This window comes from Neosynechococcus sphagnicola sy1 (genome assembly GCF_000775285.1).
Taxonomy (GTDB): Bacteria; Cyanobacteriota; Cyanobacteriia; order Neosynechococcales; family Neosynechococcaceae; genus Neosynechococcus; species Neosynechococcus sphagnicola.
On the sequence record NZ_JJML01000008.1, the window covers coordinates 108,267 to 120,906 of the forward strand.

The window sequence follows — 12,640 nt, forward strand, 5'->3', positions numbered from 1 at the left end:
TGCCCCCTAGAAAGACAGTCTCAAGGGGAAGCAGGGGCAAGCTTGTACAATAATTCAGAGGTCATTCACATACCAGGACTGAAACGTGACGGTTAAGCCAGCATGGTTACGGGTGAAAGCCCCTCAGTGGGAGCGGGTGGGGAGCGTCAAAGAGATTCTCCGAGATTTGGCTCTAAACACTGTTTGTGAAGAGGCTTCTTGCCCCAATATTGGAGAATGCTTCAACCTGGGAACTGCAACCTTTTTGATTATGGGACCTGCTTGTACCCGTGCCTGTCCTTACTGTGATATTGACTTTGAGAAAAAGCCTCAACCGCCAGATGCCACTGAACCCCAGCGTTTGGCAGCAGCGGTGCAGCGGCTGAAGTTGAATCATGTGGTCATCACGGCTGTGAATCGGGATGATCTGCCGGACGGAGGTGCTTCCCAGTTTGTCCGTTGTATTGAATCTGTGCGGGCGACCTCACCCCAAACCACCATTGAGGTCTTGATTCCAGATTTATGTGGGAATTGGCAATCCCTAGCAACCATTCTTCAGGCGCGACCCGATGTCTTAAACCACAATACCGAAACGGTTCCCCGGCTCTATCGGCGGGTACGACCCCAGGGAGACTATGGGCGATCGCTGGAACTACTGCGTCAGACACGGCAATTGGCTCCCGCTGTTTACGCTAAGTCTGGGATTATGGTCGGTCTGGGGGAAACCAACGCTGAAGTCCGAGCGGTGATGCAGGATTTACGCGGGGTCAACTGTGATGTTCTCACCATTGGGCAGTACCTGCAACCCAGTGCTAAGCATCTCCCGGTGACGGATTTTATTCCCCCAGAACAGTTTGCAACTTGGCAACAATGGGGCGAGTCCCTGGGTTTTTTGCAGGTAGTGGCCTCCCCCCTGACCCGGAGTTCTTACCATGCAGAGCAGGTGCGGGAGTTGATGGTCAACTATCCTCGCTAAGGGATGGGACGAAACTTTGCCATGTCCGATGAGTTGACTCCGGTGAAACCACAGGCCCAATCTTCGACGGGCGGATCTTTGACGATTACAGTGCTGGGTGGCGGTGCCTGGGGTTCAACCCTCGCGGGGTTGGCAACTCAAAATGGTCACTGTGTCAGGGTATGGTCGCGTCGGAGTCCTGAAAGCTTAGACAGTGTCCTCGACAGCGCCGATCTGGTGGTTTCAGCCGTGGCCATGGGGGGGGGTGCGGATCGCTGATTCAGGAACTCCAGTCACGGACGATCTCTCTCCAAACGATCCTGGTAACGGCGACCAAGGGCTTAGATATTGCGGATCTCCCGACACCTGCTTTCAATGCCCATGCCCTCGTTACCCCATCCCAACTCTGGCAGGCAGCATTCCCCCACCAGGGCGTTGTTGTTCTCTCTGGCCCAAATTTAGCCAAGGAAATTCAGCAGGGTCTCCCCGCTGCCACCGTGGTCGCCAGTACCAACATGGCAGCGGCAACCACGGTGCAGAGCGCGTTTACTTCCACCAGTTTTCGGGTTTACACCAACCCAGATCCCTTGGGAGTAGAACTGGGTGGCACCCTGAAAAATGTGATTGCGATCGCGGCGGGCACTTGTGATGGGCTGCAATTGGGAACCAATGCCAAGGCCGCCTTGGTGACACGGGGGTTGGCGGAAATGATTCGAGTTGGCACCTATTGGGGAGCACAGGCCGCTACCTTCCAGGGCTTATCCGGTTTAGGAGATTTGCTAGCAACTTGTAATAGCCCCTTGAGTCGTAATTATCAAATTGGGTACCAGCTCGCCCAGGGTCAGGATCTGGCCCAAATTTTAAGCCATCTTCAAGGAACCGCAGAGGGCATTAATACCAGTCGGGTGTTGATGCAGTTGACCTCTGAGCCCAACATTACTGTGCCAATTTCTTATCAGGTGGTGCGGCTATTGGCGGGGGAAATTTCTCCCCAAGCGGCGGTTGCTGCCCTGATGCTGCGGGATGTAAAGCCAGAATATGGGAGCTGATCAGGGCTTGGCGCTGGTCATTGACCCGTTTCTGCAAGGGCAGCGGCAGCCAAGCATCATACTGTGGGTAAATTGGTAAGCGGGGGGTGAGGTGCCATCCCTGTTGCCCCAGACGATCGCCGAGTAACTTTGGTTGTGGGTGGGGATAGTCGGGATTAACTTCATCGTGGGGGCTGATGCCGCCTAAATCTCTGGCACCTGCGGCCAGACAGGCTAGGAGCTGAGTAGGCTCTTCTACAAGATTGGGGGGGACTTGGATGGTAATGTCTGCGGGTAAGATCTCGCGGGCGATGGCAATCAGATCCAAGAGGTTTTCTGCCCCAAAAGCCTCTCCCGGCCAGGATTGTTGTTGTCCGGGACTGTGGGGTTGCAGAATCACTTCCTGGATATGCCCCCAGCGTTGATGGATGTCTGCGATCGCCGTCAGTGTTTCTAGGCGATCATCGTCAGTTTCCCCAATCCCCAAAAGAAGCCCGGTGGTAAAGGGAATTTTGAGTTCTCCTGCCCAGTGGAGTTGTTGCAGCCGTCGCTCTGGTTGCTTACTCGGGGCATGGCGATGCACGGTTGCCAGGAGGTGGGGGGTAAGTTGTTCCAGCATCAACCCCATGGAGACATTCACCGTTCGCATCCGAGCCATTTCGTCGTAACGCAGGGGGCCAGCGTTGGTATGGGGGAGAAACCCCAGGGAGAGTGCGAGTTCACAGAGCTGATATAGATGCTGGAACCAAGCAGGGCGGCGGGGACTTTGGGGATGAACTTCCCCACTCAGGATCAGAATTTCAATCACACCTTGATGGTGTAAGCTTTCCAGGGTTTGCTGTGCCTGCGCTCGGGTTACCCAGGGACTCTGCCCCGGATCGGTGCGAAAGTTACAGTAGGTACACCGATTGAAGCATTCGTAGGTGGGGACGAGGGTGTAGGCAGGGCTGTAGGTAACCATCTTCTCAACCAACTTGTTACCTCCAACCTTGGGGATGTGGGGAGTGTTGACGCTGCTCGGGTAAAGTCACAATTGCTGATCTAGACGGAAGCCTTTATTCCACGCGGGGATGCACCAGCCTGCCACTCTCCGGTCTTTTGCCCAGACTCCGGAAATAGAGACTCCCCGCTGCCAGGAGAAAGCCAAGGTAGGCAATGAACTGCACAACATACAGGGTATCGGTGTAACCAAAGAAGGCGCTGAAAAGAATTCCTGGAAATCGATCCGCTGGCAGGATTTTGCTGGTATTCCAGACCATCGGACCGAGAATGCAGGCGGGCTGTTTAGAAAACCGTTCGTAGAAAAAGCACAGGGCTTCTGACTTGCGATCCAGGTGAGCCAGGGTGGAAAGGGCGGTGTCAAAGAGTCCTAGGGCTGTGACGACGAGACCAGCCACAATCAGTAGCAGCAGAATTCCCATGCCATAGAAAAACTGCCGGATATCAATCCGAATACCTAGCCTAAAGAGCGCAATGCCAATAACTGCCGCCGCTGATACCCCTGCGATCGCCCCTAGGGCCGGAACCACTCCTTCCTGGAGCTTGGCGGTAATAAACAAAACAGCTTCAAACCCTTCTCGCAGCACCGCCACCCAGATCAGGATAAAAATCCCCCACTGCCGGGTCTGCCGTTGCAGGGATTTGCCAACCGCGCCCTCCACCTGACTTTTAAGAAAGCGACTCTGTTGGGTCATCCAAACGAGCATCCAGGTCAACAGGGCGATCGCCAGGACACTGAACAGTCCCTCCAACAACGGCTCCACCACGGGGCCATATTGTTGACTGGCGCTACCCAAGCCTTGCACCAGTTGACTCAGGCCCACCCCCACCATGGCACTGGTGGCAATGCCTACTCCCACCCCCGCCCAAACCCAGAGATGGAGTTGACTGCGACCGACTCGCTTCAGGTAAGCAAGGACAATGCCTACGACAAGGGCAGCTTCCACCCCTTCTCGGAGGGTAATGACGAAGGTAGGTAGGGCGGCACTCCAGTTCATTGCGGGGGAGGATGAATAGTAGGGTGAGTTAGGACGCAGGTTTAGCAGCTGTGACCGTCTGGCTGACTTGCTCAAGGGCCTTAATTTGACTGGTCACAGCCTCGGGTGTCTGCACTGGGGTTGCCGGAGGCAGCGGTGCTGGCCATGTCTTTGCCAGGGCGGTCAACTGGGCTTGGAGTTTGGCCTGGGTTTGGGGGCTAGCTTTTTGCAGGGGGGCTGCAATTTCTGTCAGCAACATCTGGGCATAGGTGACAAACCCTCGGGAATCTTGGTATTCAATCGCCTCAGTAATTTTATGGTTAGAGATGGCAGCTGTATATTCAGAACTGGCGGTATCTAATAAGCCATTGATCACTTGCAGCACCAAGACTGGGGATTGGCGTTGTGCTATCGGTAGGGCTGCGATCGCCTGGTCAACGGCCTTCATCGCAGCCTGATACTGAACCGCAACCTGGGGATCATTGGGCTTAGACTTCACCAAGTCCTGTAAATGCACCAATGTAGTTTTGAACTCAGGTACCCCCCGCTCCTGGAGTTGTTCTTCCACATCGACATAGATTTCTTCCACCGGGTGGCCAATATGGGGTTCAGCTTGCTGAGGTTTGCCCAGATCCAACAATTCTTTGGCCACCAACAGGTGCCCCTTCATCAGTCCCAGCTTGACAAAATAGTCAATATCTTTGGCTTCCCCCGTGAGTTCAATATCTTCGACCGTCACCATATCTTTGATCTGGTCAAATTGGGCTTGAGTCAAGACGTGCTTGGAAACCAGTTCATCGATACTGGCATAGGGACGGCTCGCCTGAATGCGGTTAGAGAGGGCGGGAATGCCAAGCTTTGCCTCTAGCTTGTCCAAGGCTGAAAGAATTGCCGTGTTGAGATTAATCAGTTGGCCGTGACTCGAATGGCCTGCCATCGGCATTGTTGTGGAGCTAGCAACGGGAGTAGATGGACGCTCGGCAGTGGGGGGTGCCGAACTGCAGGAAGCCAGGGCAACCAAGCTGGTGGTTGCAATCATCAGAGCATAAAAAAACGAGTGATCATGGGCGAGGGGATGGGGAAAGAAGGGGAGCCATTGGAGGCCAGGAAGTTTTAATGGGCTACGGTGATGAATGCTCCTATCTGGGTTAAAAGGATTCTCACATAATTGCTAATTATTCTTATTAAGTGCTGCTACATTATTGTGGGGTCTGCTGGAAAAACTGTCAATATCTGCCAAAAAATTTTCTTTGTCATTGCAATTAAAAATCTTATGGCGTTAAGTGTCGGGTACTAGGGTGCTGGGATTGACCATCTCTGAGCCCTTGGCCTCAGTCGCTGTCGGTCAGGACACAACCTGAAAAGCCCCCATACAACCTGCTTCAGCGATCGCGTCTTGGTGGGGATGAAACATATACCGACCGGGAAATCGATACTGAAACTCCAGAATATGTCGCTCGGCAGTGCCCATGGTAATCACATCGGTTTCCTCTCTAGGAATCAGGGTTCTGCCCGTGGGATAAACCTGAAATAGGTTGGCGTGAAGGTGGAAGGTTGCTGCAACATCGAACTCAATCATATTCAGGAGATAGAGACGCACCAATTGATCCTGCTGGATGGGAATTGGGTAGCGCATATAGTAATTGGGTACCCCATTAAAGGCGTAGAGCTCGTTGTGCTGATCGTTGTTGAGGTCATATCCCGCCATAATCAGGACTAACTCATCGGCGGGTGGACGATCCTGGAGAGGGTCAATAATAAATAGCCCATACAATCCCTTACTGATATGGCGACTGACGGGGGCAACATGGCAGTGGTAGAGATGTACCCCAAAGGGCTCGGCATCAAACTCATAAATGGTGGCGTTACCATTGCGAACCGGGCGCACCCCATCCATCTCAGCTCGGTGAACACCATGGAAATGGAGGGAGTGAGAGTGCCCCCCGTGGTTCAGAAAGATCACCCGCACGCGATCGCCTGACCGCGCCCGCAGGGCTGGCCCCGGCACCCGACCGTTAAAATTCCAGGTATTAAAGCTCACAACACTATTGAGTTGCAGGACTCCCGTACCAGCAGTGATCCGAAACTCTCGAATCCTCCGCCCCTGTTCCTGCTTGACAGTGCCATAGTCAAACTCCCGCAGCATTTGCAGCGGACTGATCATCCCAGTAGTCGGGGGTGCCTCCGTTGGAAGTGCCGGAATCTTGACCGTGGAGTTAGTTTGCAGCCGTTGACAAGCTGCCATGCCTCCCGCGATCGCGACCCCAGCAAGACCCGTTCTCAGCAGTTGTCTGCGATTCCAATGGTTGCCTATTTCCGGGGAAGGACGACCCAACATCATGACATTCCTCGCGATCGCGCAAGCTTTTCCCTAATTGAGAGATATTCTTGACAAATTCAAAACGAACAGAGTATATCTTCTAAAGTTATCTATTGTCAATTATTATCAATAAGTAGAGAGATGACTGGACTGATACGACCGATGTCATAGGGGGGATCGTAATTGCCCTCAGTTCCCTTACCTTCATTGCAGGCATGCCGCCGATCCCTGTAGTTTGACCCATTGTCTTTTGACAAATCCTCCCCAGCACTGTTTTTTGGGAACTGAGGCTGGTGATCAGGGCGATAAATAGCCAAATTCAAGCATGATGATTTTTGTCATTCCCATGTTGGCGACCCCAGGGAGGCGATCAACCATCACTCAAGGTCAGCATCCATGGTTGCACTCCCGAACAGGGGTGAGATTGCAGATTTGTTTGTGTTTTATGAGGTGTGAGGTAACTTTATGAGTCTTTTCCTTCGGTGTTGTTTTCTGGTATCGCCATTAATGCTTGGGGTCAGCACCCTGCTCCTGTCCGCAACTGACAGTGGGGCGGCGACCCCGGAACGTGATGCAGTGGCTCCTGCTGCAATGGAAGCTCCAGTCGCATCGGTAGCTACTTCAGTGCCAAGCCAGCCCTTGCAGGTGGCACCCGTTCCACCCATCCCCTCTGCTACGGCAGCACCGATTGGGTCGTTGTGGGCAGATACCCAGCCCATGGCGCAGGTAACCTCTGTTTCCCAACTCTCAGATATCCAACCCACCGATTGGGCGTTTCAGGCCTTACAATCTCTGGTGGAACGCTACGGCTGCATTGCAGGCTACCCAGATGGCACCTATCGCGGTCAGCGGGCAATGACTCGTTTTGAGTTTGCGGCAGGTCTGAATGCTTGTATGGATCGGGTGAATGAACTGATTGCATCTGCAACCGCCGACCTGGTTCGTAAAGAAGACTTACTGGCGATCCAGAAATTGCAGGAAGAATTTTCAGCTGAATTAGCAACACTCCGGGGTCGGGTTGATGCCTTAGAAGCTCGTACCGCCCAACTGGAAGCCCAAGGGTTTTCCACCACCACCAAACTGTCAGGAGAAGCAGTCTTCGCCATTGCCGCTGCCTCTAACTGGGGTGGCACGGATAACCAGCCAGTGTTCCAAAATCGAGTGCGCCTGGAACTGCAAACCAGTTTCACAGGCAAGGACAGCTTAGTCACTCGACTGGGGGCGGGCAACTCCCCTACCTTTGCACTTCCTGCCAATCCAGCTAACCCTGGGGTCGGTTCCGCAGAAAGCTTCCTCACCTTTGAAGGGTATGGGGCAAATGATGTCATTATTGACTGGCTGGCCTACACCTTCCCAGTGGGGGAAAAAGCAACTTTCTATGTGGCAGCTGTGGGGGGTGCCAATACCGACTATTTACCGTCTGCTGGTAACCCGGTGCTCGATCAAGGGGATGGCGGTTTGAGCACCCTCTCCTTTTTTGGGACGCACAACGCTATCTATAACATTGGCGGGGGGGCTGGAGCTGGCTTCAACTATCAGTTTAATGACACTTTCCAATTCAGCTTGGGTTACTTAGCGGGGCCAAGTGATGCAGCAAGTCCGGTGAAGGGTGCGGGATTATTCAATGGGGACTACGCAGCCCTAGCTCAGTTGACCATCAACCCAATTCAAGATTTTACCCTGCTCTTTACCTACCTCAACAGTTACCACAGCCCCGGTACCGGCATCTTTAACTACGGTGGATATCCCTCGGGTGTGGAAGGGAGCAGCTTGGCCAACTTTCCTGGGGGAACGGGGGCAGCGGTCACCGCTAATTCCTACGGAATTGAAGCATCCTATCAGTTCAGCCCCCGGTTTGTATTGAGTGCGTGGGGAGGCTTCACCGAAGCAGATATCCAAGGCTCTGGAACCAAGAATGGTGAGATTTGGAACTATGCGCTCACCTTTGCCTTTCCTGATTTGCTGCGCAAGGGCAACTTGGGAGCGCTGATTGTGGGTGCCCAGCCCTACCTGGGTAATCCCCAGCAAGTGGGATATGCGGGAGCTTCGAGACAGGTACCTATCCATGTGGAAGCTTACTATCAGCACCGCCTTAACGACTACATGACCATTACCCCTGGCCTAATCTACCTCAGTGCCCCGGATCAACAAAGTAACGGAGAGGCATTGATTGGGGTGATCCGCACCACCTTTGAGTTTTAGACAATAGAACCCTTTCTTCCCCCTCTCTGCTTAGCCCTTGGCGATCGCCGGGGGCTTTTGGGGGGGCGATCGCTAGAAAATGTAAACTTTAGTGTAGAATCAGATATAGGTGCTCTATTGAATATTAATTGCAATAATATGAGACTAAGTTAGGTTCTCAGCAGCCGAAATCCGTCCTTCAATCCTTGGATCTAGCCACAGTCATGTACTCTCAATGTCAGTCACCATCAGGAAGTCGCCAGTCCTCCTCGGTGAAGGCTCTGATTTACTGCTGGTTCAGAACCGTTTATTTTCGACCCATTTCCTCTCCAGTTTAATCAAGAAATTATTGTACTTAGATTCCAGCCCCATGAATTCATCGAGTCTCAATTCCCAGATAGGACAGGTTGTTTCGATCCCGCGTTGCGATCGCTGGCAGGCTTACCAAAGGCTTCAGGAATTATCCATTCCCTGCTGCTGTACCGAAGATGGCAGCTTGCGAGTTTCGATTGAGAGTCCTGGAGGGGCGCTGCAACTGTGGAGCGTCGTCCAGCAGTTAACGGCTTCCCGCCCCAAACTGGTTTACTACTTAGAGCAATGTTGGCAACTCGCTGCTTAAGGGGATGCCAGAATGATTTTGAACCGTTTTGAACAACGAAATCAGTAGGGTTTCCTATGGGTCAATCGCGGCAGTTGAATGGCTATCCCCCATCCCCCTTCACCTTAGAAGGTCGGTTTTTAAACTTTGGTCTGGAAGATGGTTTTAAACTCAAGTGGCTATGGCTAGCAACGGCTGAGGGGGAGCACTGCATCAAACTCTCTAAAGCAGCACGGGCAAGCTTCAAGGGTACGCTTAGGCCTGGAGATTGGGTGCGTATTTCTGGCAGCCAAACCCACGCTAGTGACACGGGTGTCCCCAAACTCAAGGCTGATTTGATCATGCCTGCAACTCCGAGTCCTGTGACTCCACCAGTGGAGGTGGGAGTCGCCCCAGTTAAAGGTAAGGCCACCGTCTTAGTCTGTCAGAAGTCAGACTGCGCCAAACGGGGTAGTCTGACGGTTTGTGCGGCTTTGGCATCGGCACTAAAAGCACAGGGACTAGAAAGCCAGGTGACGATTAAAGCAACTGGCTGTATGAAAGATTGTAAGCTTGGCCCCAATTTAGTTTTTATGCCGGGTAAAGCCCACTATCATCGGGCACGGCCTGAGGAGATGCCAGCATTAGTTGAAAAATATTTCCCCGTCGTCCAACCTGTGTGATTGGCTTAATCCAAGGATGAATCGCAGATCTTGACAATGCCACAAGCCAGGTACAGGTAAATTTTGTGATTGCCAGAAAGGGTAGATTAATACCGCTGATCAGCAACACCAGAAATTCTAGACAGGGTGGGTTGATATTGGCGAATTATTTAAGAAGATGAGGGTAGACGCTAGCCTACCCTGCTTTGATCCCAGCTCTTGTAAGTACTGGGGCAACCTTGTTGTGGTTAAGAATTGGTGTGGGTATTACCTACAACTTGTTCCTTCAGTTCCTGTATTTGAGTTGCTAATTCTTGGCGATTGTATGCCCGTAGCAAGTAGCGATAAACAAACCAGGTGGAATACGCAATACCAATGACTTCCAAAGTAGGCGCAACGAGGGGAATGTCATCTAGAGCCCCTAAAACAGCGAGGAGTAGCTTGGCAGAAACAGCAGCACCAATCACTAAGCCGGTCGTTACCAGGGGCCGCGCCCGAAATACTGAAATCAGATAGGCTGGCAATTCTTTCAGGAAATCGAGAATCTGTTCACCCAGTTGCAGCCATTGTTCAGAGGTAGCATCTGGGATACCCAGCTTACTGATGGTGCCAGGGGTTTCAAAATTAACTTTGACGGTGGGACTTTCGGCATCAGCCACAAAATCCGGAGAACTGTCATGAATATATTCAGATTGTTGCAGTTGAGGGTCCATATCGATCTCTGGGAAATGATAATTGGAATGATGTTGACTGGGAGTCGTCCCGCCAATCGCTAAACCATAGCAGAGTTATAAAGCTTTCTTTGCAATTTTTCAAATCCTAATACTGACATCAACATTGATCAGAAAACTAGTAGTCAGCCATATGCTAGCGCTTAATCATTATTCCAGACAGGTTTTTCAGGATTCACAGCACCCATTGAGCAATTGTTGCTTTCAGCACCCTACTGGACTGCCACAACTGCTAATCCTCGGTTTCGCTGATAGCTGATCATTCAATTGAGAACTCGAGTGATTCCTTGGCGGCCAACGACTGAAGATCAGCTAAAGTCCAGATCCGCAATGCCCTAGACCGCTGGGATCAAACGCAAGTCCCCGAGTATGGAGCCACTCCTGACAAGGTGGACGCATCCTTGATAAAGTAGCAGGGCATCTGCCTAGTGGCCAGAACCTCGGAGCGATCGCCCATGACCCAGAACATCCCCCAAGACAGCCAACCCAAATTTCAGCTGCGTCGTCGCCTACCCCTGGTCTTTAGCGGTGTCGCCATCCTGATAGGCGGCGGGGTAGCGGGCTATGTAGGACTGATGCGTTGGAACTGGCAGCGGGCGATGCCCATCGGTGTGGAGGTGATCCCAGTCAATGCTCTGATGACGATTTCGGTGTCTACCAATCCGGAGCAATGGCAGCAGTTGCGATCCTTTGGTACGGCTCAGAGTCGCACCGTCCTGGATCAAAACCTCGTCCAGGTGCGCGATCGCCTCCTCACCGCCAATGGCATCAATTACGAACAGGATATTCAGCCGTGGGTGGGTTCAGAAATGACCCTGGCCTTTCTGACCCCCCCCAACCACAACTCCGACCGCAACCAATTTGGTGCCAACGGTTCAAGGTCAATCAATGGTTGCGGTGTTTCCAATTGCGAACCCAGCCCAGGCATTACAAACCCAGCAACAGTCCCAAGCTCAGCAGCAAGGGCTGTGGAACAGCCGCGACTATCAAGGCTTTCAGGTGCGAGAACGGCAGGGAGGGGCTCCCCAAACCCTGACCACCACCGTCTTGGATAACCGCTATCTGGTGATGGGGACAGCGCCCAAGCTGGTTGAGCAGGTGATTGATACCTACAAGGGGGCAGCTAATATCACCGATACCTCTGGCTACCAGCAGGCTCTGACATCGATTCGGGTTGATCAGCCCTTCGCCCGCCTGTTTGTGAATGTGCAGGCTGCCGCCGCCGTCCTGCCTTCGGCAACCACGCCCATCTCCCCAGATAGTCTCTTGCAACGGCAACAAAACCAGGGATTAGCCGCAACCGTCTCCCTGACAGCGGATGGGTTGCTATTCAAAGGCATTTCATGGCTGAGACCGGATAGTCGGCGCAAGTTGGTGGTGGAAAATCGTGCTCAAATTATGCCCAGTCGTTTACCAGCGGATACATTTCTCATGGTCTCCGGGGGCAATCTCAAGCAGCTTTGGCAGGATTATGGTCAGGGTGCCCAGACTAATCCCATTGCCCCCATTCCACCCGAACGGTTACAGGAAGGTCTGAAAATGCTGACGGGCTTGGACTTTGAAAAAGATTTCTTGGCTTGGACCGGAGGGGAGTATGCGTTGGCATTGACCCCCACCGCAACCCCTCAGACTCCGGGGGTTGGTCTGGCGGTTTTGTTACAGGCGAGCGATCGCCGGGGGGGTAGAACAATTCTTCCAGCAATTGGATCAGGTCATGGGTAGCCGCTACCGTTTCCAGATCAAACCAGCAACGTTAAACGGTTTGGAAGTCGTGAATTGGGCCTCTCAAGATGGGCGGCTGACAGCCACCCATGGTTGGTTGGATGGCAATGTTGCTTTTCTAACGGTGGGTGCCCCGATTGCGGATACTCTCACCCCGCGCCCCAAGGCTAACCTGGCGGACAGCCCCCTGTTTCATACGGGGGTGCCGAGGGAATTAACCCCCAACAATGGGCACGTTTTTTATCAATCTCGATCAAGCGGTGGGTAACAATCGCCTCCCGATTCTGCCCTTTTTGCCCAGTGGCAACCCACTGGTGCAGTCAATTCATACGATTGGGGTCACCGCTGCCATTCAAGATCAGCAGAGTACCCGCTATGACATTTTTGTGTCCTTGAAGCAAGCAGGTCAACCGCAGCCACTCCCTACCCCCAGTGTGCCCCCAACGGCCCCTCCCACTCCCAATTTGAAGGGGCAGAACCCATAGGATAGGATCGGTTATGGGTTGAAC

The 12,640-nt window shown here is 52.9% G+C and carries 12 protein-coding genes and 2 pseudogenes; 9 read left to right on the forward strand and 5 right to left on the reverse strand.

Annotated elements, in window-relative coordinates:
• Positions 1 to 85: 85 nt before the first annotated feature.
• Both lipA and DO97_RS04870 read left to right on the forward strand, forming a co-directional pair.
• Positions 86 to 955 (forward strand): lipoyl synthase, encoded by an 870-nt coding sequence (gene lipA, locus DO97_RS04865; protein ID WP_036531445.1) that lies wholly within the window; start codon positions 86 to 88, stop codon positions 953 to 955.
• Positions 956 to 976: 21 nt separating this feature from the next.
• Positions 977 to 1,983, forward strand: a pseudogene (locus tag DO97_RS04870) (NAD(P)H-dependent glycerol-3-phosphate dehydrogenase).
• Here DO97_RS04870 and cofG read toward each other — a convergent pair.
• The 4 genes from cofG to DO97_RS04890 all read right to left on the reverse strand — a co-directional run bounded on the left by cofG (position 1,871) and on the right by DO97_RS04890 (position 6,276).
• Positions 1,871 to 2,923 carry a 7,8-didemethyl-8-hydroxy-5-deazariboflavin synthase subunit CofG gene (gene cofG, locus DO97_RS04875; RefSeq protein WP_081980625.1) on the reverse strand — a complete coding sequence of 351 codons (1,053 nt, stop codon included), beginning with the start codon at positions 2,921 to 2,923 and terminating at the stop codon, positions 1,871 to 1,873. The pseudogene DO97_RS04870 and the gene cofG sit on opposite strands and share 113 nt — an antisense overlap.
• Positions 2,924 to 3,017: 94 nt before the next feature.
• Complete coding sequence (locus tag DO97_RS04880) at positions 3,018 to 3,959, reverse strand: FTR1 family iron permease (RefSeq protein ID WP_036531447.1); 942 nt, start codon at positions 3,957 to 3,959, stop codon at positions 3,018 to 3,020.
• A 28-nt stretch (positions 3,960 to 3,987) separates the two neighbouring features.
• Positions 3,988 to 4,977, reverse strand: coding sequence for a ComEA family DNA-binding protein (locus DO97_RS04885; RefSeq protein WP_036531448.1), 990 nt, complete (start codon positions 4,975 to 4,977; stop codon positions 3,988 to 3,990).
• 306 nt (positions 4,978 to 5,283) lie between these two features.
• Positions 5,284 to 6,276: a multicopper oxidase domain-containing protein gene (locus DO97_RS04890; protein WP_052128400.1), complete on the reverse strand. Its 993-nt coding sequence runs from the start codon at positions 6,274 to 6,276 to the stop codon at positions 5,284 to 5,286.
• A gap of 447 nt (positions 6,277 to 6,723) precedes the next feature.
• Here DO97_RS04890 and DO97_RS04900 point away from each other — a divergent pair, with 447 nt between their 5' ends.
• The 3 genes from DO97_RS04900 to DO97_RS04910 all read left to right on the forward strand — a co-directional run bounded on the left by DO97_RS04900 (position 6,724) and on the right by DO97_RS04910 (position 9,699).
• Positions 6,724 to 8,460, forward strand: coding sequence for an iron uptake porin (locus DO97_RS04900; protein WP_036531451.1), 1,737 nt, complete (start codon positions 6,724 to 6,726; stop codon positions 8,458 to 8,460).
• A gap of 349 nt (positions 8,461 to 8,809) precedes the next feature.
• Positions 8,810 to 9,058, forward strand: coding sequence for an Asr1405/Asl0597 family protein (locus tag DO97_RS04905; protein ID WP_036531523.1), 249 nt, complete (start codon positions 8,810 to 8,812; stop codon positions 9,056 to 9,058).
• 56 nt (positions 9,059 to 9,114) lie between these two features.
• Positions 9,115 to 9,699 carry a (2Fe-2S) ferredoxin domain-containing protein gene (locus tag DO97_RS04910; protein WP_052128401.1) on the forward strand — a complete coding sequence of 195 codons (585 nt, stop codon included), beginning with the start codon at positions 9,115 to 9,117 and terminating at the stop codon, positions 9,697 to 9,699.
• A gap of 227 nt (positions 9,700 to 9,926) precedes the next feature.
• On the opposite strand, the gene DO97_RS04915 is transcribed toward DO97_RS04910, so the two are convergent.
• Complete coding sequence (locus tag DO97_RS04915; protein ID WP_036531453.1) at positions 9,927 to 10,391, reverse strand: CAAD domain-containing protein; 465 nt, start codon at positions 10,389 to 10,391, stop codon at positions 9,927 to 9,929.
• Positions 10,392 to 10,864: 473 nt separating this feature from the next.
• On the opposite strand from DO97_RS04915, the pseudogene DO97_RS27335 reads away from it, so the two are divergent.
• The 4 genes and pseudogenes from DO97_RS27335 to DO97_RS27350 all read left to right on the forward strand — a co-directional run.
• Positions 10,865 to 11,245 (forward strand): annotated as a pseudogene (locus DO97_RS27335) (DUF3352 domain-containing protein); the annotation flags it as partial.
• A 61-nt stretch (positions 11,246 to 11,306) separates the two neighbouring features.
• Entirely contained in the window at positions 11,307 to 12,131 is an 825-nt protein-coding gene (locus DO97_RS27340) for a DUF3352 domain-containing protein (protein ID WP_162182943.1), read from the forward strand.
• On the forward strand, positions 12,124 to 12,399 hold the full coding sequence (locus DO97_RS27345) for a DUF3352 domain-containing protein (RefSeq protein WP_052128404.1): 276 nt from the start codon (positions 12,124 to 12,126) through the stop codon (positions 12,397 to 12,399). Before DO97_RS27340 ends, DO97_RS27345 begins: the two co-directional genes overlap by 8 nt.
• Complete coding sequence (locus DO97_RS27350; RefSeq protein WP_052128405.1) at positions 12,359 to 12,616, forward strand: DUF3352 domain-containing protein; 258 nt, start codon at positions 12,359 to 12,361, stop codon at positions 12,614 to 12,616. Before DO97_RS27345 ends, DO97_RS27350 begins: the two co-directional genes overlap by 41 nt.
• Positions 12,617 to 12,640 lie beyond the last annotated feature (24 nt).

Coding starts and splice junctions, on each gene's coding strand:
- DO97_RS04910 (WP_052128401.1), top strand. CDS start 9,115: ATGGGTCAATCGCGGCAGTTGAATGGCTATCCCCCATCCCCCTTCACC.
- DO97_RS04890 (WP_052128400.1), bottom strand. CDS start 6,276: ATGTTGGGTCGTCCTTCCCCGGAAATAGGCAACCATTGGAATCGCAGA.
- cofG (WP_081980625.1), bottom strand. CDS start 2,923: ATGGTTACCTACAGCCCTGCCTACACCCTCGTCCCCACCTACGAATGC.
- DO97_RS04885 (WP_036531448.1), bottom strand. CDS start 4,977: ATGATTGCAACCACCAGCTTGGTTGCCCTGGCTTCCTGCAGTTCGGCA.
- DO97_RS04915 (WP_036531453.1), bottom strand. CDS start 10,391: ATGGACCCTCAACTGCAACAATCTGAATATATTCATGACAGTTCTCCG.
- DO97_RS27350 (WP_052128405.1), top strand. CDS start 12,359: ATGGGCACGTTTTTTATCAATCTCGATCAAGCGGTGGGTAACAATCGC.
- DO97_RS04880 (WP_036531447.1), bottom strand. CDS start 3,959: ATGAACTGGAGTGCCGCCCTACCTACCTTCGTCATTACCCTCCGAGAA.
- DO97_RS04900 (WP_036531451.1), top strand. CDS start 6,724: ATGAGTCTTTTCCTTCGGTGTTGTTTTCTGGTATCGCCATTAATGCTT.
- DO97_RS27345 (WP_052128404.1), top strand. CDS start 12,124: ATGGGTAGCCGCTACCGTTTCCAGATCAAACCAGCAACGTTAAACGGT.
- DO97_RS04905 (WP_036531523.1), top strand. CDS start 8,810: ATGAATTCATCGAGTCTCAATTCCCAGATAGGACAGGTTGTTTCGATC.